Annotated in this window: 10 protein-coding genes; 1 reads left to right on the top strand and 9 read right to left on the bottom strand. The window is 72.9% G+C overall.

What is annotated here, in order from left to right; genetic code table 11:
• From ACFW01_RS22710 to ACFW01_RS22680, 7 genes are all read right to left on the bottom strand, one after another.
• Positions 1-1,446, bottom strand: a 1,446-nt coding sequence (locus ACFW01_RS22710) for a phosphopantetheine-binding protein (RefSeq protein ID WP_384506034.1), incomplete at its 3' end; no start/stop codon positions are given.
• Positions 1,447-1,448: 2 nt separating this feature from the next.
• On the bottom strand, positions 1,449-14,324 hold the full coding sequence (locus ACFW01_RS22705; protein ID WP_384506031.1) for an SDR family NAD(P)-dependent oxidoreductase: 12,876 nt from the start codon (positions 14,322-14,324) through the stop codon (positions 1,449-1,451).
• 31 nt (positions 14,325-14,355) lie between these two features.
• The gene (fabD, locus tag ACFW01_RS22700; RefSeq protein WP_234956695.1) at positions 14,356-15,222 is read right to left on the bottom strand and encodes an ACP S-malonyltransferase; all 867 of its coding nucleotides are present in this window, start codon (positions 15,220-15,222) and stop codon (positions 14,356-14,358) included.
• Between the two features lie 27 nt (positions 15,223-15,249).
• Positions 15,250-16,665, bottom strand: coding sequence for a PfaD family polyunsaturated fatty acid/polyketide biosynthesis protein (locus ACFW01_RS22695; protein WP_384506028.1), 1,416 nt, complete (start codon positions 16,663-16,665; stop codon positions 15,250-15,252).
• 84 nt (positions 16,666-16,749) lie between these two features.
• Complete coding sequence (locus tag ACFW01_RS22690) at positions 16,750-17,493, bottom strand: 4'-phosphopantetheinyl transferase superfamily protein (RefSeq protein ID WP_234956697.1); 744 nt, start codon at positions 17,491-17,493, stop codon at positions 16,750-16,752.
• A 122-nt stretch (positions 17,494-17,615) separates the two neighbouring features.
• Positions 17,616-18,128: a hypothetical protein gene (locus ACFW01_RS22685; protein WP_234956698.1), complete on the bottom strand. Its 513-nt coding sequence runs from the start codon at positions 18,126-18,128 to the stop codon at positions 17,616-17,618.
• A gap of 445 nt (positions 18,129-18,573) precedes the next feature.
• On the bottom strand, positions 18,574-19,251 hold the full coding sequence (locus tag ACFW01_RS22680) for a YitT family protein (protein ID WP_384506023.1): 678 nt from the start codon (positions 19,249-19,251) through the stop codon (positions 18,574-18,576).
• A 218-nt stretch (positions 19,252-19,469) separates the two neighbouring features.
• Here ACFW01_RS22680 and ACFW01_RS22675 point away from each other — a divergent pair, with 218 nt between their 5' ends.
• Positions 19,470-19,979 (top strand): GbsR/MarR family transcriptional regulator, encoded by a 510-nt coding sequence (locus tag ACFW01_RS22675; RefSeq protein ID WP_234956700.1) that lies wholly within the window; start codon positions 19,470-19,472, stop codon positions 19,977-19,979.
• 90 nt (positions 19,980-20,069) lie between these two features.
• Here ACFW01_RS22675 and ACFW01_RS22670 read toward each other — a convergent pair whose 3' ends face one another.
• Both ACFW01_RS22670 and ACFW01_RS22665 read right to left on the bottom strand, forming a co-directional pair.
• Positions 20,070-21,422, bottom strand: a complete 1,353-nt coding sequence (locus ACFW01_RS22670; protein WP_384506020.1) for a TfuA-like protein — start codon at positions 21,420-21,422, stop codon at positions 20,070-20,072.
• Entirely contained in the window at positions 21,419-22,603 is a 1,185-nt protein-coding gene (locus tag ACFW01_RS22665; RefSeq protein WP_384506017.1) for a YcaO-like family protein, read from the bottom strand. The genes ACFW01_RS22670 and ACFW01_RS22665 overlap by 4 nt, the downstream gene beginning before the upstream one ends.
• Positions 22,604-22,628: the final 25 nt, after the last annotated feature.

Below are 22,628 nucleotides of genomic sequence, written 5' to 3'. Positions count from 1 at the left end.
GTTCAGTGCGGTTTCGAGTTTTCCGGCGATGTTGAGGAGGTCGACGGAGGTGAGGCCGAGTTCGTCGTAGAAGCCCTGGTCGGGGTGGATGCCGGTGGTGGGTTTGCCGGTCTGTTCGGCGACCAGTGAGGTCACGAGGGCGGTCAGGTCGCCGCCGGTGGCGGGCGCGGTGGCGGGTGTGGTCTCCGGGGTGGTGTCGGTGGGTGCGTGGAGGCCTTCGTCGGTGAGGTGGGTGACGAGTTGGCCGATGGTGGGGTGTTCGAAGAGGAGGGTGGGGTAGAGCTCGGTGTTCAGTGCGGTTTCGAGTTTTCCGGCGATGTTGAGGAGGTCGACGGAGGTGAGGCCGAGTTCGTCGTAGAAGCCCTGGTCGGGGTGGATGCCGGCGGCGGGATTGCCGGTCTGTGCCGCGACCAGAGAGGTCACGAGCGTGGTGAGGTCCCCGCTGGGAGCGGGAGGGACGGCCGGCTCGGCGGGCGGGGGTGTCCGTGGAGGCGCCGTGGCCCGCGCCTCGGCCAGCCGCCTGCCCTCCTCCGCGTGCTTGCGGATGTCCTCGGTGGTGCGGACCCGCTTCGCGCGGTAGCCGGTCAGCCGGACCGCGACCTCACCTTCCGGCGTGCACAGGTCGATGTCCGCCACGACCGCCTGGGTGCTTTCGTCGACCCGCAGGCTCGGCAGGCGCGGTGAGTGCACCAGCGTGCGCGCCTGAAGGGACCGGCGGGCGCGGAAGGAGTCGACGTAGATCGGGATGAAGGGTTGGACGATGCCGCGGCGGACCGGCTCGGGGAACTGCAGGAACGGCACGAGCACCGAGAAGTCCATGAAGACGGGGTGCACGTGGAAGTGCCCGAGCGCCTCTACCGCGCTGGGGTCCAGGTGTACGTCGGCGACCGAGAAGCCGTCGCCCGCGCCGACCCGGCCCCGCACCTTCATGAACGGCCCGTGCTCGATGTCGAGTTGACGGGCCAGGGCGTAGAGGTCGTCGGCATCCACCGAACCGGGGCCGGAAGCGGCGTCGAACCGGCCCGCCGGTACCGGCTCCGGCTCCCACGGGCCCACGACATGGATCTCCGCCTGGAAGTTCACCTGCCACTGCTCGTCGGCCACCTCCCCGCCCAGCAGCGGACGGCTGCGTACGGTGACCGGCACCCCGCCGCGCCCCCCGGGCTCGCCGACCGTCACCTCCAGCTGGCGGTCGAGGTCGCCCACGGCGATCAGCGGACGGATGAAGACACAGCGCCGGAGTTCGACCACGGACGGATCGACACCCAGGTGACGGACCAGCCGCAGCACCAGGTCGAGATGGAAGACGCCGGGGAGGACGGGCGTGCGGTGGACGAGGTGGTCCCGCACGGCCGCGTCCCGCGCGGTGACCCGGGTGGCGAACCGGCGGCCCGCGAGGGACCGGAGTGCGGCCCCGGCGTCGAAGGACCGATGGATGTCGGACATCGTCAGTTCAACTCCTCGAGCGACAGAATCGGGCCGGCGGCGGCGGCGTGCGCGGCAGGCGCGGAGAAGGCGGGTACGGGGGCGGTGGGCACAGCCGCGGCGGTGGTGTCCGTCTCCCGGTCCACCCAGTGGCGGGCGCGCTGGAAGACGGCCGGCGGCAGGCTCGGGCGCTCGTCCGGACGCGCGGCGAGCTCCTCTGCCGTCGGCTCCCGCAGGACGGCGTGGCAGTTGACCCCACCGAAGCCGAAGGCGCTGACGCCGGCTCGGCGCACACCGCCGATCGGCACGAACTCCCGCAGCTCCGTGTTCGGGTAGAAGGGCGACCGGTCGAAGGAGAAGCGGGGATTGGGCGTCTCGCAGTGCAGCGTCGGCGGGATCATTTGGTGCCGCAGGGCGAGGACCGCCTTCTGCAGTCCCGCCATGCCGGCGGCCATCAGCGCGTGTCCGATGTTGGACTTCACACTGCCCACGGCGCAGTACCCCGTGCGGTCGTCGGCGTCGCCGAACGCCCGGGTGAGGGCCCGCAGTTCCATCGGGTCGCCGATCATCGTGCCGGTGCCGTGTGCCTCGATGAGACCGATCGCCGTCGGATCCACGCCCGCCGCGCGGTGCGCCTGGCGCACCACGTCCTCCTGGGCGTCCGGATTCGGAGTCGTCAGGCCCATCGTGCGGCCGTCGTTGTTCACCGCCACCGACTCCACGACCGCGTACACCCGGTCCCCGTCGGCGAGCGCCGTGTCCAGCGGCTTCAGCAGCAGGGCACCCGCGCCCTCCCCGAGGACCAGGCCGTTGGCCCGCGCGTCGAACACCCGGCACTCCGCGTCCGGGGAGAGCGCGCCGGACGCGCTCAGCTTCAGGTACGGCATCTCGTCGAGCAGCAGGTCCGCCGCGGCGACCAGTGCCATGTCGCACTCGCCGAGCCGCAGGGACTGCTCGGCCAGGGACAGGGCGGCCAGCGACGAGGAGCAGGCGGTGTCGATGACCAGGTGCGGGCCGCGCAGGTCGTAGACCTGGGCGAGCTGGGCGGCCACGAAGTTCTGGTTCAGGCCCGTGACGGTGTTGCGGTGCGGGACGCGGATCCGCGGCGCGTACGCCCCCGTCTGTGCCGCCGCGAACACCCCGGTGCGGGTGCCCGCCAGCTCAGGGCGCTGGTATCCGGCGTTCCGGAACGCCTGTTCGGCGCACTCCAGGACCAGTCGGATGAGCGGGTCGACATGCGCGGCGTCCTCGGGCGCGATGCCGAACGGCTCCGGGTCGAAGTCCTCGATCCCGTCCAGGAACCCGCCCCAGCGGGAGAGGGAGTGGCCCGGCCGCTTCTCCGGCGCGTACAGCCCGGTGGTGCTCCACCGGGACGCCGGCACCTCGCGGATCGCGCTGCGGCCCTCGGCCAGAAGGCTCCAGAAGGCATCGGTGTCGGGTGCCCCAGGGAAGCGGCTCGCCATGCCGATGACGGCCAGCGGCCGGGGCCCGGGACCCGGGGCGGTGGTGCCCTGCGACCGTGGCAGCGCGGCCGTCCCGGCGGGGCTCGGCCGCTCGTCGCCGACGCCGCGCCGGGTGGCCCAGCGCTGGATGCCCTGCGGGTACGCATGCGTCAGGAAGGCGGCGAGGCGCGCGGCCGTGGGGTTCTCCAGGACCACCGACGGGTCCAGTGGAGCGTCGGACAGCTCCTCCAGCCTGCCGACCATTCCGGCGATCAGGATGGAGTCCACCCCCAGCTCGGCGAAGGAGGCGTCGAGGGCCACCGCTTCCTTCGGCAGCATCAGTTCCCGGGCCATGAGGTCGAGGAGGAACTCCTCGACCTCCGCCCTGACGGCAGCGCTCACGGCGCCGTCCGAGGTCGTCACCTGGTGCTCCTTCTTCTTCTCATCGTGTTCTGCTTCGGTGTTCGTGCCGTGCGGCCCCTGCGCCGGGCCGCCGGAGGGCGTGGCCGGAACCGGAGCCGGAGCCGGGACCGTGGGGCCGGCGGCGGGCGGAAGGGGGCCGGTACCGGGACGTGCGGCGGGCGGGAAGTCGCCGGGGCGCACCGCGGCTGCGACGGCGCCGTCGACGCCACCGGCGATCACTCGTTCCAGCAGTCCCAGGCCCGCTTCGCGGGTCAGTGCCCCGAAGCCCGCCGCGCGGTACGCGTCGGCCTTCACCTCGCCCATGCCGAGGCCGGTCCAGCTGCCCCAGGCGATGCTGAGGTAGCGGGTGCCGCCCGGGCCCTCGGCCGTGTTGCGCTCGGCCGCGTAGGCGGCCAGATGGGCGTTGGCGGCGGCGTAGTCGCCGAGACCGACGCCCAGGTGGGGCAGTACGGCGGAGACCGAGGAGTACAGGACGAAGAAGTCCGGCCGGTCGGCGCGCACCAACTCGTCCAGCACCCGCAGCCCGGCGGTCTTCGGCTCCCAGGTCGTGGCCACGGCCTCCGGCGGGCGGCGGACGAACGCCGGGTGCCTGCGGTCCACCGAGCCGGCGCAGTGCAGCACGCCCGCGACTGGACCCAGTTCACCGCGCACCCGGTGCAGGAAGGCGGTCAGGGCGCCGCGGTCGGTGAGCGGACCGGTGTGGAGCAGGACTCGTACCCCACGGGCCTCCAGACCCGCGACGGTGCGCGCCAGCTCCGCCGTGCGCGCGTCGGCCCCGTCGCCGGCGACGTCCGCCGACGCGGCCGTCCGCTCCCACTCGGCACGTGGCGGCAGTGGCCGTCGACCGAGCAGGGCCAGCTTGCGGGCGCCCCGTTCGGCCAGCCGCTCGGCCGCCGCCAGGCCCAGTCCGGCGGTGCCGCCGGTCACCAGATAGGTGCGGTCCGGGTCGAGTCGGGGAAGGCCGGCTCCGGCCGGCAGGACGCGCAGCGGGCCGGGCACATAGCGGTCCGTGCCGCGCAGGCAAACCTCGGTCGGGGTCTGTGTGACCACGGACAGCTCGGCGCGCACGGTGCCCAGGACCGCCTCCGGACCCGTGTCGGCCGGGTCGAGGTCCACGGAGGCCGAGCGGACCGCCCGGTACTCGGCGCCCACGGCCCGGACGAGACCGGCCATGGCCCCGCCCCGCGCCTGCGGCCGGGCGTGTCGCAGCGCCTGGCGGCCGCGCGTGACATGCAGCACCGACAGTTCCTGCCCGGCCGCGGTGGCCCGGCGCACCAGCTCCTGGAGAAGCCCGATCCGGGCGGCCTCGCGCTCCAGCGGCGCGGTCTGCGCCCCGGCACCGGACAGGTCCATCAGGTCCACGACCGCGTCCAGCGGGCCGTACCGTTCGTACAGTTGCTCCGCCAGAGCGTGTCCGGCCGTGTGGTCGGCGAGGTCGAGGTCGTACTCGTCGGCACCGAGGTGGGGCAGCAGGCTCCGCTCGCGCACCACGATCCAGCCGCTCTTCTCCGCACCCGCCGCGTGTGCGGTGGTCTCGGCGAAGCCGAGCGTGTCCCGCGCGGCGACGAGCAGCACGCCGAGAGGCCGGCGGCCGGTGCCGGTGCCGGCGGGGGCGGGCAGGGGCGCGTCGACCCAGTCCCGGACCAGTAGTTCCGGCACCGCGTCCTGGGTTCCGGCGGCCGGACCGGGACCGGTCGGCAGTGGCTCGGACGCCGGACGCGCGCTGCCCGGGCCCACCCGGTTCGGCATGCCCGACGGCCCGAACTCGACGCTGTGGTCGAACGGGTATCCGGGGAACGGCACCCGTCGGCGCGGCCCGTCGTGCAGTGCCGTCCAGGCGACCGGCTCACCGGCGGCCCAGCGGACGGCGGCGTCCGCCGGGTCCGTCGGCCTGACGGCGGGGCCGTCCGAGGCGGTCCGGTGCGGCCCGCCCAGGTGCGTCCCCGGGGTTCCGGCCTCACCCGTGTCGTCCAGGTAGGCGCCGAGCCGGTTCCGCAGCTCGGGCAGCGAGGAGGCGACGACCGCGAGCCGTTCGGCGAGCGGGGCGCGACCGGTCTGCGAGGTCCACGCCAGGTCGTCCAGGCGGACGCCGCCGTCGGCGGCGAAGTCGCGCAGCCGCGCGGCGCAGGCGCGCAGCTGCTCCCGGGTCCGGGCGGACAGCGCCACCACCTGCGGGCCCGTCTGGTCCCCGGCCCGCGCGGCGGGAGCCGGCGGCTCCTCCACCACGACGTGCGCGTTGACGCCTCCGAAGCCGAACGAGCTCACTCCGGCGCGCAGCGGTGCGTCACCGGACGACGTCCATGGCTCGGCCGCGCGCAGCACCCGGAAGGGTGAACCGTCCAGCTCCAGATACGGGTTGAGTTCGGTGAGACCGGTCACCGGCGGCAGGGTGCGGTCGCGCAGCGCGTGCACCGCCGCGATCAGTCCGGCGATGCCGGCCGCGCTTTCCAGATGCCCGACCGACGCCTTGAGCGCGCCGAGCACCGTCGACCCCGCGGGGACGCCGGCCCCGTCCGCCGCTCGTTCGAACGCCTGCTTGAGGCCCTGGACCTCGATCGGGTCGCCGAGCCGTGTTCCCGTGCCGTGTGCCTCGATGTAGCCGACCGACGCGGCGGGCACGCCCGCGTCACGCAGGGCCGCCACGATGGTGTCGGCCTGGCCGCGCGGGGTGGGCGCGGTGAGGGAGTGCGCCCGGCCGCCGTGTCCGACCGCGGAGCCGCGGATCACGGCGCGCACCGTGTCGCCGTCGGCGAGGGCCTTGGACAGCGGCTTCAGCAGGATCGCGCCGACGCCCTCCGCACGCACGTAGCCGTCGGCCCGGCTGTCGAAGGTGTGGCAGCGGCCGCCCTGTGACAGCATGCCGCCCCGGCTGAGTGAGACGTACCAGGTCGGCGTCATCACCACGTTGACCCCGCCGACGAGAGCGGCGTCGCACTCGCCGGACCGCAGGGCCGCGAGCGCGCGGTGCAGGGCGACCAGAGAGCTGGAGCACGCGGTGTCCACCGTTTCGCTGGGGCCGCGCAGGTCCAGCAGGTATGAGACACGGTTGGCGACGATGGCGTGCACGTTGCCGGTGACGGTGTGCCCCGCCACGTCGGTGTCGTGCTCGCTCAGGACCTCCAGGTAGTCGTGGAGGGTCGCACCCGCGAAGACGCCCGTGCGGGTCCCGGCGAACGACCCCGGGTCGTACCCGGCGTCCTCCAGGGTGTGCCAGCACGTCTCCAGGAACAGCCGCTGCTGGGGGTCCATGAGGGAGGCCTCGCGCGGGGAGAGCGAGAAGTGCGCGGCGTCGAAGGCGGTCACCGAGTCGAGGAAGCCGCCCGCCCGGCAGTCGGTGGTGCCCGGGTCCCGGCGCGGATCACCGTCGTACGCCTGCCAGTTCCAGCGCTCGGCCGGCACCTCGGTGACCATGTCCCGTCCGGCCAGCAGGTTCCGCCAGAAGGTCTCGGCGTCCGGGGCGCCGGGGAAGCGGCCGGCGAGACCGACCACGGCGACCGGGTCCGCCCCGGCCGCCGGATCCTCGGGCCGCGCCGCCCGGGTCCCGGGCACCGGCGCCGGAACGGGCTCGGGCGCGGGTTCCGCGACCACCGGTTCCGGGTGTGTCTCCGGCACCGGCCCGGGCTCGCTCAACGCCTCGGGCAGCCGTGCCGCGTGCCGGTCGACCAGGTGCGCGGTGATCGCGTCGGCCGTCGGGTACTCGTAGAACGTCACCGGCGTCAGGGCCGTGCCGAAGGTGTCGTTGAGCCGGTTGGCGAGGGTGGTCAGCAGGACGGAGTTGAAACCGTAGGCGCCCAGTTCGGTGGCGCCCTCGATGCGGTCGGGGGTCGTCCCGGCGACCTCGGCGACCCGGGCCACGACCAGGGTGAGGACCTGGTCCGGGAGCGGCGCGGTGGCCGCGCCCGCGACCGGCCGGGGGCCCGTCGAGGCGCCGGCCGGGTCGGTGAGCACGGGGTTCCCGACGCCGGGCACCGGGCCCAGCCCGGCCCGGCCGAGGACCGAACGGGTGCGCTCGGTGCCGGCGCAGGACACGTACAGCCGCGGGGCGGCGGACCGTACCGCTTCCTCCAGCACCCGCAGCGCCTCCGATGTCCCGATGGGGACCAGCCCGATCGTGGTGACCGCCAGCGAGGCGCTCTCGGCGTCCAGCCGCATACCGCCCTCGGACCACAGCGGCCAGGCCACGGAGGCGGTACGGCCGCTGCGCCGGCCCTGCTCGACCTGCTCGGCGCGGTGTAGGGCGAAGGCGTCCAGGTAGGCGTTGGCGGCCGCGTAGTCGCACTGGCCGGCGTTGCCGACGGTGCCGACGACGGACGAGAAGAGGACGAAGGCCTCCAGCGGGTCCCCGGCCGTCAGGTCGTCCAGCAGAGCCGTCCCCGTGGTCTTGGGTGCGAGCACCCGGGCCACCTGTTCGTCGCCCTTGTCCTGCAGCAGCGCGTCCTCGGTCAGCCCCGCGGCGTGCAGCACGCCGGTGAGCGCGCCGAACCGCGACCGGGCCGTGCGCAGCGCGGTGTCCAGCGAGGAACGGTCCGTGACGTCCGCGCGGACGTAGAGCCCGTCGCCGCCCAGGGACCGCAGCCGGGAGCAGAACCGCTCGTGCTCGGGGCCCGCCGCCGACCGCCCGAGGAGCGTGACCTTCGCGCCGTACCGCTCGGCCAGGTGCACCGCTACGAGCCGTCCGATGCCCCCGGCGCCGCCGGTGACGACGTAGTGCCCGCCCTGCGCGAACCCGGGGCCCGTGTCACCCCCGGGCCGGCCGGTCTCGGTGAAGCGCAGCACCTGACGCCCGCCCGGGCCGAGTCGCAGCTCGGCGTCCGTGCTGTCCGCCTCGGCGACCAGCGCGGACAGGGACGGGGAGAAGCCGTCGGCGAGGTCCACGCGGACGTGCCGGAAGCGGCTCGTCTCGCGGGCCAGCGAACGGCCGAAGGCGGCGACCGCGTGCTCCACCGGGTCCTCCCGGCCGGCCGGCGCCACCTGGACGTAGGTCAGCGGGGGGAGCGCGCCGACCGAGACCGCCCGGCCCAGATCGATGGGCAGCCGCTGGGCGACCGCGTACGCCGCGTCCTCGCCCGTTCGCGAGGCGGGCGCCAGTCCGCGCCGGTCGACCAGCACCACGGGCCCCTCGGCGCCCGCGCGCTCCAGCAGGGAACGCAGGTCGTCCGCGTTGCCCCGGCGCACCACGAGGCCCGGGGCATCGTCGGGGACCTCGTCCGCGGGGTACTCCACCGCCCTCAGCAGCAGCCACGGCCGCTCCTCGCCCTCCCCGGCGACGGTTGCGGCGCCGGGGGCGTCGAGCACCAGAACCGTCGCCGGGGCCCGAGTGCCGACGGTGGTCCGCGCGGGGGCGTCCTCCCAGTACGGTGTCCACACGGCGGCCAAGTCGTCGGCGCGCGCCGACGGACCGGTCGGGGCCGAGGGAGTGCCGGCCGGTTCGGGCACCGCCGACGGCAGCCAGTACGGCACCCGTTCGAACGGGTAGACGGGCAGCGGGGTCCGGCGGGCGGCGGGCAGCAGCGCGGACCAGTCCGGTTCGGCGCCCTGGACCCACAGCCGGGCCAGGGTGCTCAGCTCGCCCTGGGTGGCGAGGGACGCCAGGAAATCCTGCCCGCCGGCGAGATCCGTGAACAGCCCGGCGAGCGGACCGCCGCGGACCAGCCGTCCGGTGTGGACCGCGCCGGAGCCCTCCTCGGCCCCGTCCGCGATCCGGTCCAGCACCGCCAGCAGGCTGTCACGGCCCCGCGCGGTGAACGCCGCACGCACGTCCAGGGCCTCGCGCCCCACACGCAGCGTGTGCGCCACGTCGGCGAGACGCACGGTCCGCCCGGCGGGCCCGCGCAGATGCGCCGCCAGCCGCTGCGCCGTGGCGCGCAGTTGCTGGTCCGTGCGGGCCGACAGGAGGTACAGCTCGTTACCCACCGGATCCTCCTCCGCTTCCGTGGCCGGTCGGTCGTACGCCTCGACGACGAGGTGCGCGTTGACCCCGCCCGCGCCGAAGGAGCTGACGCCCGCGCGCAGCGGCGGAGTGCCGCCGTCGGCCTCCACACCCACCGGCTCCCACGGCGCGGCGACGGTCTGGAGCCGGAAGGGGCTGCCGTCCAGCTCGATGAACGGGTTGGGGGTGTCGGCGTGCGGAGTCGGGGGCAGGACGCGGTGCCTGAGCTGCAGCAGTACTTTGGTCAGCCCCGCGATGCCGGCGGCCGGCTCCAGGTGGCCGATGTTGGCCTTCACGCTGCCCAGGGCGCAGCTGCCCACCTGCTCGCGCGCCCCGAACGCCCGGGTCAGCGCCCGCACCTCGATGGGGTCGCCCAGGGAGGTGCCGCTGCCGTGGGCCTCCACGTATCCGACGGTGCCCGGGTCCACGCCCGCCGAGCGCAGCGCCGACGACACGAGCGCCGCCTGCGCCTCCGGGCTCGGCACGGTGAATCCGCTGGTGCGGCCACCGGAGTTGACGGCCGTGCCGCGGATGAGGCCGTAGACGTGGTCACCGTCGGCGACCGCCCTCGACAGCGGCTTCAGCAGCACCGCACCGGCGCCCTCACCCATGACGAAGCCGTCGGCCTCCTCGGCGAAGGGGCGGCAGACACCGGCCTTCGACAGCATCCCCATCTGTGCGTACTGGATGTGCCGCACCGGATGCAGGACCAGGTTCACCCCACCCGCGATCGCGGCCGCCACCTCGCCCCGCCGGATCGCCTGGCAGGCCAGGTGCAGTGCTACGCCGGACGCCGAGCAGGCGGTGTCCACGACCATGCTCGGTCCGGTGAGGTCCAGGAAGTACGAGACGCGGTTGGCGATGGCGTAGGTGTCGGCGTACGGATAGGGGGAGTGGCCGGTGGCAGCGCCGTTGGCGCTGAACGTGCGGTAGTCGTCGGCCATGGCGCCCACATAGACGCCGGTCCTCCGGTCCATCGTGTGCCGGTCGTACCCGGCGTCCTGCACCGCCTCGATCGCCGTCTCCAGGAAGACGCGCTGCTGCGGGTCCATCTGCTCGGCGTCGCGCGGGGCGATCCCGAAGTACAGCGAGTCGAAGTCGGCAACCCCGTCAAGGAAGTTGCCGATGCCGCTGTACGTGCGCCCCTGACCGCCCTCCGGGGTGTACACCGCGTCGTGGTCCCACCGGTCGGACGGCACCGGCCGGGCGGCGCTGCGGCCGTGCAGCACGTTCTGCCACAGCTCGTCGAGGCTGGCGGCACCGGGGTAGCGCCCGGCCAGGCCGACGACGGCGATCGGTTCGGTGACGGGGCCGGGAGCGGACGCGGCGTCCGGCGCCACCGCCGCGGACACCTGGGCGGTGCGGTCGACGGCCGGAGAGGCGGCCGGGGCGGGAGGCGGCGCCCCCTCGCCGGCCGCGGGTGCCGGCTCCGAGCCGTCCCCCGCCAGTGCCGCGGCGATGTCGCCGAGCGTCCGGTGCTCGAAGAACAGGGTCTTGGACAGTTGTCCGTACCGCTTCTCCAACCGGATCATCGCGTCCACCACGGACAGCGACGTCATCCGGATCGCTTCCAGCGGCGTATGCGGCCCGATGTCAGCCCGCGGCAGCCCCAGGACCTCGGCGACCACGGAGCACACGGTCTCCCGGGCCTCCGTGAGACCGCCCGTGGCGGGTGCCGCGGGAGGCGCCGGCTCCGTTGGGGCGGGGGCCGTGAGGCGGGCTGAGGGCCTGGTGGCACGCAGGACGGACGACAGCGGTTCCGCGTCCTGAGCCAGGTCGACGAGGGCGCGGCGGCGCACGCCGTCCCGTACGGCCCCGTCGGACGGCTTCGCCCTCCGGGCGGGCTTCGCCTCGGCCGACGGATCCGGCTGCGCGTCATCCGGCTCGAAGGCCACCGCGGCGACGGCGGTGACGGGCGCCCGGAACACGACGCGGCCGTTCTCGCCGGACTCGGCGAAGGAGCCGAGCACCGAGTCGAAGAAGCGGCGTACCGGCGTGTTCCGCTCGCTGGGCACATACGGCGCGACCAGCTCGGACACGCCCGCCTCGGCCAGCTCCCCGGCGAGGGCGGCCACGAAGGCGTGCTCGACACCGCGGCCGAGCACCCGGCAGCTCATCAGAAACGTGTCGAGGACCGCGGACGTCCCGTCGGCGGCCTCCCGGGTGATGGCGAGGCCCACCAGGCCGTAGTCGCCGAAACGGTCCCGCACGCGGGCGGTGCGGATCCGCACCGCCGGGTCGGCGAGCAGCGCCCGTATCTCCGGTTCGCCGCGGCGCACGGTGGAGAGGTTGAACTGGTTGGTGCGGTACGTCAGCTGCGAGATCCGCGGGTACTGCTCGGGCGTCGGCGGCGCGACGTCCACCGACAGCTCCAGACCGGCGATGAAATCGGCGAACGAGGCGGCGTCGCGCAGCATCGCGTCGCGCTCGCCCCGGGCCCGGTAGAAGTCGGACCGCTTGCGGTCCTCGTCGGTGACGGTGAGCCGGTCCAGCGACCACACCCGGTCCAGGAAGCCGGGCACCTCGGTCCCGTCCTCGGGCAGTTGCAGCGCCAGGACCTCGGGGTGGGCGGCGCGTACGTGCGCCACCTCCACCGGGTTGTCGTCGAGGAAGACGAAGCTGTCCAGCCCCAGGTCGAGTTCCGCGGCGAGGGAGGCGATGTTCAGGGCCTTCGGCTCCCAGTTCACCCGGCGGGCGGTGATGTGCTCGGCGCGCAGCGGCATGTCCGCGCGCACTGCCAGCACCTCATCGACGTCGGCAGCCTCGTTCTTGCTGGCCAGGCAGATCAGGACGCCCTCGCGCCGGCGGGCCACGGCCCACTCCTGCACCGCCCGGTGGGCCGGCTCCAGCCGTACCCCGTGCGGGCCGTCCTCGCCGACCACCCCGCCCCAGAGCGTGTTGTCGCAGTCCAGGACGATCACCTTCGAGGGCGGGATCAGCACGCTGTGCGCGGCCCTGGTGACGCCGGCCGCCAGGGCGGCGCAGCCCTCCTGGGTGAACGGGATGTGCGCGGCGGCGTCCCGCGCCTCGTCGTAGTGGGTCTCGCCGGCCGGGACGATCCCGCCCGCCCAGCGCTCCCGACCGAGCACGTGCACGCCCGGCACGCCCGTGAGCTCCTGGATGATCAGCCGCTCGGCGGCGGTCAGTTCCGCGTCCCGGCCACCGCCGTCGGAGTGCGCGGGGGACGGCGGGCACAGCAGCACCAGCAGCGGCACCGGGCTGCGGGCCGCGTGGGCGCGCACCGCTTCGGCGAACTCGCCGGCGGTGCGGCCACTCTCGTCCCGCGGCCAGTCCTCCGTCCGGACCAGGACGGCCTTGGCCCCCTGCTCGACGGTTGCGAAGACGCCGTCGGGGGAGAGGAGTTCCTGGAAGACCTGCGCGTAGTCGGCCGGTCGGACCCGCAGGCCGAGTCCCAGCCGGTCGCACCAGTGCTGAAGCGGCTCCACGAGCGGATCGAGGGTGAACGTGGCGACCACGCCGAGGTCGAGGGGGCGCGGGACGGCGGCGTCCTCCGGCTTCCCGGAGGGCGCGGTCTGCTCGCTTGTGCCGTCGTCGCCCGCAGCGCTGTCTTCCTGTCCGTCGGTGAGTGCGGTCCCGTCCTCGGCGAAGGGCAGTACCCGGACCTCGCCCGGCTCGGCGCGCCCGGCCAGCGCGTGGACCAGCGCCGCGGCGACCGGCTCGACGGCCGCGCCGCGTTCGCCGAGCGGGGTGGCGGTCATGGCGGTACGCAACCGGGGCGGGCGCGCGATCAGCCAGGAGGCGCCGGGAAGCTCGGCCGCCGCCGCACGCACGAGGCCCTCGACCGCGAACTTGGCCGTCACGTAGGCGGACCAGCCCGGCGGGGGAGCCTGCGTCCACGCACTGGAGACGGCCATGACCCGGCCGCCGCGCTCCGCCACCTCGGCCGCGAGGCCGGCCAGCGGTTCGCGGGTGAGGGCCAGCGCCCGGGTGACATGGTCGGTGGCGCGCTGTGAGGTGGCCGGTTCCAGCGGCAGTTCGGCCGGTGTGGGGCAGGCGTTGAGCACCAGCAGGTCCAGGCCGCCGCGCTCGGTACGGATACGGTCCAGGGCCGCGGCGACCCACTCGGGGTCGGCGGCGTTCCCGGGCAGCGGGTGGATGCGTGCCCCCGCGTCACCGACCCCTTCCACGGCCCGCGCCACGTCCTCGGTGCTGCGGTGGAAACCGGCGTACACCTCGGCGCCCTGCAGCGCGAGTGCCTGGGTGACCGCCGCCCCGAGGCCACGGCTGGCGCCGACGACCAGGGCGGTACGGCCGCGCAGCGGTTCCCGTCGCGGCAGCGCGGCGGTGAGCGTCCCGACGTCGCCCGGCGGCACGTCCGCACGGTGGAAGGCGCGGACCGTGGCCGAGGCCCGCAGACCGGCCGCTTCGACGGTGCCGGTCAGCCGCAGCATCCGGAACCGCTCCGTCACGTCCGCCACTTCGGCACGGGCGGTGAACGGACCGGCGTCGTCCGCCGCGCGGAACTCCACCTCGAAGTCGGACAGCAGAGCGGCCCGGCCCGGTGCCTCCATGCCGACCAGGTAGCTGATCCACGCCAGGACCCCGACCGGAACCGGCCCGAGTCCCCGCTCTGGCAGGCCGAGTTGGCCGGCCAGGCGCGCGACACCGTCCCACCGGGGCGCGTAGCCCTCGCCCAGTGGCAGGCCGGGGGCGAACTCCGTGAGCTGGGCGTCGCGCGGTTCCGCTCGCCGTGTCGCCGCTCCGTCCGGGGTCTCCTCGCCGGCGGCCGGGCGCTCGCCGAACTCCGCCGCCACCTCCAGCAGCGTGCGACTGCCGTCGCGCAGCCGCACCGTCGCGCGCTCAGCGGTGTCCTCGGCGATCTCGCGGAGGTAGTCCTGGTCGGCGTAGACCGGCGCGTGGAAGCGCGCGGAGATCCGGACCGGGCTGCGGCCGGGCCGAGGCGTCAGGCCGGACAGGGCGAGGAGCGTGCCGAGCACCCCGTAGACGACGGGCGTGCCGAAGGCGGTGCGCCGTGCGTAGTCGGCGTCGACGTGCAGCGGGTTGTCATCGGCACTGGCATGCCGGAACGTCTCGACCACAGCGGCGGAGGCCCGCACTCGGGTCGGCGTCGTCTGGTCTTCCATGATCGCCTCTCGACTCACTCGCTCGTGGGGTTCAGGCGGCGGCGGAGAGCGCCTGCCGCTGGGTCTTGATCTGGGCGATGAGCCCGGTCAGCACCTGGCCGGGGCCGACCTCCCGGAACTCCGGTTCGGGCCGGTCCAGCAGATGCTCGACAGACTCGGTCCAGCGCACCGGCGACGCGATCTGCCGGGTCAGCAGAGCGGCCGGGTCGTCCGTGCCGTACGGCCGTGCCGTCACGTTCGAGATCACCTCGATGCGCGGCGTCGCCAGGCGGTACTGCGCCAGGAACGTGCCGAACTCGGCTGCGGCGTCGGCCATGTGACGGGAGTGGAAGGCACCGCCGACCTTGAGCGGAACGACCGCCTGCGCCTCTTCGCCGAAGACCTCTCGCAGCTTCGCGATGTCGTCCCGGGGGCCGGAGACGACCGTCTGGCCGGGGGCGTTGAGATTGGCGACGTCGAGCGCCGGGGCACGAGCGGTGAGGATCTCGCGGACGCGGTCCGCTCCGATGCCCATGACCGCGGCCATGCCCCCCGCGGGTGCCTGGGCCATCAGCTCGCCACGCCGTATCACTATCTCCAGTCCGGTGAGGAAGTCGAAGGTGCCGGCGGCGAACAGCGCCACGTACTCGCCGAGACTGTGCCCGGCGACGGCGTCCGGCACCCGGCCGGTCTCACGGACGGCGTCCAGATACGACAGGGCGTTGACGACGTACATCGCGGTCTGGGTGTTGCGGGTGTCGGTCAGCTCCTGGGCGGAGGCGTTCAGGCACAGGTCCGTGATGGAGCGGCCGAGCACCGAATCGGCCTGCCGGACAAGGTGCGGGAACTTGGGGAACAGGTCCTGGCCGATGCCGGGGCGGTGCGAGCCCTGGCCGGGGAACACGTGGATGAGCGTCATGTCCGGGTCTCCCGAGGTCTGGTGTGGCTATGCCGCGGCGAACGGCCGGGACGGGGGAACGAGGTGGGCGGCGCGGGAGAGCAGTTCGGCGGCGCCGGTCATGATCAGTCGGGCGAGGTCGTCCGGGTGCCGGGCGCGCCAGTCCTCCCGGGAGGTTCCGCGCAACCGCTCGTTGAGCGCGCCGAGCGCCGGACCGCACGGGATCTGGAAGTCGACCCGGCTGTCCGCGTCACCCTGCAGCGCCACCCGGGTCGCCTTGGCGAAGTACCAGGTGAAGATCAGTGCCATACGGCGTTTGGGGTCTTCCTCCGCGCGCTCGATCACCGTCGGGCGGGTGCTCGCATAGCGGTCCTTGACCTCCTGCCACACCTCCTCGAAGGTGCGGCCGAGGATGCGCCGCTGCACGTGGTCGGCGGTGTCCGGATCGAGGTCGTCCAGCGATTCGTGCCGCAGCCACAGCTCGTACAGTTTGTTGGCGCGGGCCGGGAAGAACAGGCCGCGACGGAGCACCTGTGCCTTGGTGCCCACCTCGAACATGTCACCGGCCGGGACCAGTGCGGTGTCCTGTACCTGGGCGCGCTGGAGCAGGTCCTTCGCGGTGTCGGAGGTGCCTGCCTCCACGGTGCACTGGTTGATGCTGCCGGTCAGGACGAAATCGGCGCCCATGACGAAGGCGGCGGCGGCGGCCTCGGGCGTGCCGATTCCGCCTGCCGCCCCGATCCGGACCCGCCCGGCCGCCGGGTGGCTGAGGGACACCCGGTCGCGGAGGGTGAGGACGGCCGGCAGCAGCGCCGTCAGAGGCCGCTGGTCGGTGTGCCCGCCCGAGTCGGCCTCTGCGCAGAGGTCGTCGCACATGGCGACCGACGCGGCGAGCCGGGCCTCCTGATAGCTGATGCGTCCTGCCGCTTCCAGATCGCGGACGATCGTCGCGGGCGGCGCGGCCAGGAACGCCTCCGCGACCTCCTGGCGCGAGACCTTCGCCAACACGTGGTTCGGTGTCCGAACGGACCCGTCGGGCCGGCGGTGCGCACCCGTCAGGCGAAAGCGGACGAGGGCAGGGCTGATCTGGACGAATGACGCGGCTTCCATGCGCCGGACGCCGTGCCTGAGAAAGGCGTCGACCGTGAGTTCCTCGCGGTCCGGGCGAGCGGCGAGCAGATTGACGCCGAAGGGGCCGTCGCCGAGTTCGGCGCGGATACGCCGCAGGGCGGCGTCCAGTTCGTCCCCGGTGAGGCCGCCGGCGCCGAGGTAGCCCAGTAGGCCCGCCCGGCCCATCCGGACGACCAGGTCCACGGACGCGATGGCCTTGTACATCGACCCCGAGGCGTACGCGTACGCGACGCCGTGGTCGGCGCGGAAGTCGGCACTGCCGAGATCCTCCGGCCGCAGACCGGACCGTGGGGCGGCGGCCCGTGTCCCTGACGTACCGTCGGGCGAGTGCACGGGAGTCCTCCAGGACGTGGGTGAGTGGCGGCGCTCCCGCCCGCGTCGACGGTGAGAGGCCGTGGTGAAGGTGAGGTGCGCGGCCTAGAACAGTTCGGGCTCGCGCATCACGAACCGCAGCTCCTCGCCGCGGCGGCGGCCGATGCACACGGCCGCGTGGAAGTCGGCCGGCACCCTGACGAAGTCGTAGAGCCAGTGGTCGGGCCGGTCGGCCAGCGAGGGCTTCAGCATCAGCTCCGGGGTGCGACCGTCGGGAAAGAGGAAGGAGATGTCCTGCAGCGGCAGCGAGATGCCCTGGCCGCGGGCCTTGGCGTAGGCCTCCTTGAACACCCACACGTCGAGGAAGCGGCTCTTCCAGGCACGTGCGGGCAGGCGGCGCAGTTCCTCGATCTCGGGTTCGGACATGACTTGGTGGATCAGGTCGGGCAGCGAGATCCGCGCGTCGCGCTTCTCGACGTCCACTCCGATGGGGCGCTCCCGGGTGATGCCGAGCAGGCACATGCCGCGCGAATGCGACAGGTTGAAGTCGAGATCGAGGCCCAGCCGGTGGTGCACGGCAGGCTTGCCGTACTCGTTGAACTCGAACTCCCACTCGGCCGGTTCGACGTCGGCGTACTCTGACAGACAGCGCCTGAGCAGCGATCGCGCCATCACGAACTGGGCGCGGTCCTCCGCGAAGTAGAACTGGTCGGCCCGGTTCTGTTCCTCGGGGGACAGGACGGACTCGTGCGCACGCAGGCTGTGGGGTTCGCCGTCCCGCCCCGCGGAGGACGCGATCCACAGGTGCACGTCTGTCCTGCTCAACGTGACGTGTGCTTCCCTGGTCATGGTCCCTCGGTGCTCTCCGGACGCGGCGCGGATGCGACCGTCGCCCTGAAGGTGGTGGCCGGCGGTGGACGGGGCGCCCCCGGGTGGCACCCGGGGACGCCGAGGCGGATGGACGGACGGGCTCAGACCGCCGCCGAGTTGCGGTGCTCCTCGAAGACGTCGAAGACGCCCTCGAGCTTGCGGGAGATGACGCCGTAGAGGTTCTCCATGCGCTTGAGGCGCTCCAGACGCTCCTCCGGCTGGTCCTTGAGCACCTCCAGGCCGTGCTGGACGGCCGCGTGGAACTCGGGGATGCGGCGGAAGGAGTGCTCCACAGCGTTCGGCCAGGCGCCGTCGTTCAGGGTGATGTAGTAGTCGTCGGCACCGGGGATCTCTTCACGGGAGTAGACGCCCGGCGGCGTGAGCAGATCGGCGATCCAGTCCACCGGCTCGCGGGGGATGTCCAGCGTCTTGGCGATCTCGTTGGCGCTCTGCTTCGCCGGGTAGTTGATGATCAGCCAGCCGATGACGTAGCCGCGCTCCCACTCCATCCCGTCGGTGATGTGGTAGTGCTCGGCGATCTTGTGGACGAAGGACTTCTCGGCCTCGGTGAGGGTGGAGCGCTCGGATATGGCGCCCTCGATCTTTTCGGTCATGCCCTCAAGTATTGAGGCGTTGAATTACTGGTCAAGGCTTCGGCGAATGGCGTGATGCTGATTCCGCAAGGCTTCTGAAGTGTCTGTTTGCCTGGATGGACGAGCCGATGAGCTGCCACTTCACCGTGTCTTGAGCTTCACCTGTCACGGTCTTGGCATTCCGCTTTACATTCCCGGCAGGCCGCTGTGGCGGAGTTATGGCCGAGGGGTTTCCCATATTTGTTGTTCGGGTGGAGGGGCAGGGTTGGATGGGCAGTTGGGCCGACAGACGGGTGAGAGGGCCTTCCGGCGTGAGGTGCCGAGACGCGAGCGACCCGCTCGGCCCACCCTCTGCGCGGGGGCTGAGCGGGTCTCCCTGGCTGCTGGCCTACCGGCTCACCCTCGACCCGATGACGAGGCCGCTCTGGACTGGCTCGGCGCGCGGCGCGCAGCGGATCCCCGTCCGTCATGCGGAGACCTGGACGGCCTCCGGCCGTAGCGGCTGCTCCGCCAGCCCGTGGTTGGTCAGCCGCAGCACCCTCCGGTTGAGCGCCATGAACGGCTGGATCAGGCCGTCGACGAATACGAGGAAGCACAGCGTCCCGACACCCACGGGACCGCCAAGCAGGAAGCCGAAGCCGAGCAAAACCGCTTCGATGCCGGCCTTGGCCACCCAGAACGGCCACTTCCAGCGGTGGGTCATGGTGATGACGATGAGGTCCATGGCGCGTATGCCGATGCCGCTCATGATGATCAGAGCCGAGCCGTAGGCGCACAGGAGCACGGCCGCAACGAGCGACGGGACGCTCGCCATCCACGACAGGTCGGCGAGCAGCATGAGGTCGATGAGGCTGCCGCAAAGAAAGAAGGTGACGAACGGTGCCACCACCGGCCGTCGCCGATTCCACACGGCCCACACCGCGATGCACACCGCGGCGATCGCCCCCTGAGCGATGCCGATGGTCATCGGTATGTGCTCCTTGAGGCCCAGCGCGAGGACGTCCAGCGGGTCGGTGCCGAGGTCGGAATGGATGAAAAGGGTGGCTCCCGCGGCGAAGAGGACGCAGCCGGCGAGATAGACGCCGAGCCGCTGGGCCAGGCCGCGCGCCGACGGGGCAGCGAAAAGAGCAGGCAGTCGAGACATGAGGTTCCTTTGCGTCGGGGATGACGGTCTGCTGCACTCGCCCTGACCTTACGAATCCGAATGCAAGCCGCATATCATTGAAATGACAGGTAAACAGCAAAAATACGTACGAACCTCGTAAGGTCTCCGGGCGAGGCGGAGGGACAGAGGTGCAGGCGCATGCGCAGGCGCATACGTGAGGATCGGCAGGTTCTCTATGTTCGGTGTATCCTGAACGAATGGAACGCAGTGCACAGGGCAGGTCCACTGCCACCGAGGAAGAGCTCGCCTTCGTTGAGGAGGCCGCCATCAGCCTTGAGCGGCAGGGGCTGTTTCGCATGGCCGGGAGGGTGCTCGCCTGGCTGCTGATCTGTGATCCGGTGGAGCAGACGGCCGGTGATCTGGTCGAGGTGCTTCAGGCGAGCAAGGGGTCGGTCAGTGCCGCGACGCGTTTCCTGGTGCCGAGCGGCATGGTGGAGAAGATCTCGCGTCCCGGCGAGCGTCGGGACTACTACCGCATCAAGGAAGGCGTGTGGCCGGCCCTGGCGAAGAGCCAGGCCGAGCACTACCAGTCCTTCGTCGACATCACGGAGCAAGGACTGCGCATCCTTGAGGGAGCGCCGGCTCAGCGTAAGGAGCGGCTGCAGACCATGCACGACTTCTACGCCTGGTTGGCCAAGGAGATGCCGCTGCTCTGGAAGCGCTGGGAGGAGGAAGAGGGGGCCCGCAGCGCCGGCCGGGGAGCCTGACACCTCGCGGCCGAAAGCACTGATGCCCCGTCCACGACGGGGCATCGGCATGAGCAGGACGACCGGGTGTCGCCGTCCGGCGACATGACACTAGCGGTCGCGGTGCAGCGTGACGAACCTCCGTGCGGTTTCCTCGGCTTCGTCGAGGGACAGGAAGCCGCGGTCGCGTGCGGTGGCCTCCAGCTCGGCCCGCTCCTCGACGTGCCAGACGTCCGCCAGATGGCGCCGTGTGACGGAGCGCGGCAGGTGGCGGGGCGCGTGGCGGTCACCGGTCCGCGCCAGCCGCTCATTGAGGCGGTCCGCGGCGGACACGGCCTCGGCGCTCGACCTCCAGGCCGGGTCCGTGTCCCGCAGTTCCAGGGGCACGTCATGGAAGGGGGCCGCACCCGGGGCAGTGCGGAAAGACCGGACCAGCAGCTTCAGCAGCCGGCGCTCGGCGCCGCCGTCCCGCAGCTCACCGGGCGTCAGCCAGTACGTCCAGGCGGTCCGCGGCACCAGCTGCGCGGTGATGCCGCGCTCGGCCGCCGCCGCCAGTGCGGCGTGGACGAGACCTCGGTCCTCGGAGGCCAGGAGCGGTCCGGCGATGCGGGCCAGGGCGAAGCGCCGGTAGCGGCTCGGGAAACCAGGGGCGTACAGCTGCTGGAAACGCAGCACGTCCAGCTCGGAGACCGTGCCTTGTCCGCCGCCGGGCAGCGCGGCCCGGAAGGTGCCGCGCCAACGCTCCAGATACATGGTGCTCGGCACCATCCAGGCCGGAGTGGACCACGCCGCCGAGGCAGTGGCGGCCGGACGGGGCGTGCCGCAGTGCGCCAGTGCCAGCAGGGCATCCCGGCGCTTGAGGTCGGAGAACGCCGGATGGCGCTCCGCGAACCGCCGCAGTGCCTCGGCGGCTTCGCCCGTCGCGAGGGAGCGGTGCCCCGCCGTGTGCACGATGGCGGCCCACGACCGTTCCGTGAAGTGCAGCGACCGTGCCGCTTCCAGAACGTCCGCGCCGTGCGCCTCGTCCAGCCACTCCTGAGCGACCGCGTGGGAGATGGCCCACCGTACGTTGACCAGGGGGACGGTCGGCTGCCGGTGGTCGCCGGACGGCAGATGGCCGACCGCCACCTCGTCGTCGGCATCCAGGACGCCCTGGGCATACATCCCGAAGACGAGCCCGACGCCCTCCATGCCGTACGGCCACAGCTCGGCAGCGCGCAGGGCACCCGTGCTGGAGGCGCCGATGACCCGCGCGCCCCGGGCCAGCACATCGGTGATCTCCTTGTGCCGTACCGGAGCGGTGTGGTGGAACACGCCGTCGATGACGACCACGGTGTCGTCCGCGTCCGTGCCGAGAGCGAGGAGGTCTCCGTGCCGTACGGGGCCGTGGACCACCGCCGCCGGTAGTGCGGCACGGACTTCCCGGGCGGACAGGGTGGGCCCGGTGAACACGTGGGTCGTCATGGGATGTCCCGCCGTGGGCGGACGGACGTCGCCGTCGCGAGTGGGCGGGGGATCCGGTCGCGGTCGTCGGACTCCATTCCCGCCGCCACGACCTTCACCACGCTGAAGTCGCTCTCGGTGCCCAGGTCGACGACGACGGGCGGACAGCCGGTGTGCCGGCGCACCTGCTCGGCGAGCCAGCGGGCTTCGTCGGTGTCCTCGGCGAACTCGTGCGAGACCGCGGACACCTCCCTCCAGGAAGCGACCTTTCCATCGGCGACCGGGGGCGGGCCGGGTCGAGCGGGGCCGTGGGCGAAGAGGGTGGCGGCCAGGTCGTCCCGGCTTCCCGCGATCGCCGTCAGACGGTTCCGCGCCGATTCCGTGAGAGCCCGACTCAGCGCTACGGCCGGAGAACCGTGCACACCGGACCCGACCGCCGACGCGGGAAAGTCCTCCGACCGGACGTACGTGACGAAGCACGACAGCCCCCAGCGGTTGGGGACGTCCACGATCTCGGCCCAGGCGCCGGCCTCCCTGATCCGGGAGAGGACCTCCGCGCACACCGGGTCGTCCACGCTCGCCGGATCCACCTGCCGACGCTCCGTGAGGGGCACCGAGCCGGTCCCCGCGGTGCAGTCCCGCTCGATCACCTCGTACAGGGCGTGGGTGACCGCCTCGTCGTAACTGTTGCCGCCGGCCAGGCCGTTGGCGGAGCTGTGCAGCAGGGGCGGCTGCCAGGCGTCGGACACCTGGTGGTCGACCGTGACGTAGGAACGGGGCACCAGCGTCCGGGCTCCGCTCAGGGCGTCGGTGCCGACGACCCAGTCCAGCGGGGTGCGATCGGTCAGCAGACTCCCCGGGTGCTGTCGCAAGTCCGTCACGTCGTAGGGGAGATCGAGTCCGACCGCAGGCGTTTCCAGCACCTCCGGAGCGGGACATGCGTACTCGGCGTGCCACCGCTCCACGGACGCCATGACGGCCGAGACACGGGCGAGCAGGAGGGAAGTGCCCTTGCCCTGCGAGACGGTGAGGGTCTTCGCCGCCGGCCGCACCGCCGTCACGACCGGCACCCCCAAGGTGTCCAGCCCGGTGACGTCCGCGACCCGCGTGATGCCGAACCGGCTCCGCAGGCCGTCGACGAGAGCCCAGGTGTCCCCCGGACGCCGGACGCGATGGGTACCGTCGAAATGAACCTTCTTCATGCGCCCCTCCTCCCTCTTGCATGCC

Origin of the sequence: Streptomyces sp. NPDC058985 (assembly GCF_042740985.1) — a bacterium.
GTDB lineage: Bacteria > Actinomycetota > Actinomycetes > Streptomycetales > Streptomycetaceae > Streptomyces.
This window is presented reverse-complemented; position numbering and strand designations above follow the sequence as displayed.

Coding starts and splice junctions, on each gene's coding strand:
- ACFW01_RS22685 (WP_234956698.1), bottom strand. CDS start 18,128: ATGACCGAAAAGATCGAGGGCGCCATATCCGAGCGCTCCACCCTCACC.
- ACFW01_RS22690 (WP_234956697.1), bottom strand. CDS start 17,493: ATGACCAGGGAAGCACACGTCACGTTGAGCAGGACAGACGTGCACCTG.
- ACFW01_RS22665 (WP_384506017.1), bottom strand. CDS start 22,603: ATGAAGAAGGTTCATTTCGACGGTACCCATCGCGTCCGGCGTCCGGGG.
- fabD (WP_234956695.1), bottom strand. CDS start 15,222: ATGACGCTCATCCACGTGTTCCCCGGCCAGGGCTCGCACCGCCCCGGC.
- ACFW01_RS22670 (WP_384506020.1), bottom strand. CDS start 21,422: ATGACGACCCACGTGTTCACCGGGCCCACCCTGTCCGCCCGGGAAGTC.
- ACFW01_RS22680 (WP_384506023.1), bottom strand. CDS start 19,251: ATGTCTCGACTGCCTGCTCTTTTCGCTGCCCCGTCGGCGCGCGGCCTG.
- ACFW01_RS22705 (WP_384506031.1), bottom strand. CDS start 14,324: ATGGAAGACCAGACGACGCCGACCCGAGTGCGGGCCTCCGCCGCTGTG.
- ACFW01_RS22675 (WP_234956700.1), top strand. CDS start 19,470: ATGGAACGCAGTGCACAGGGCAGGTCCACTGCCACCGAGGAAGAGCTC.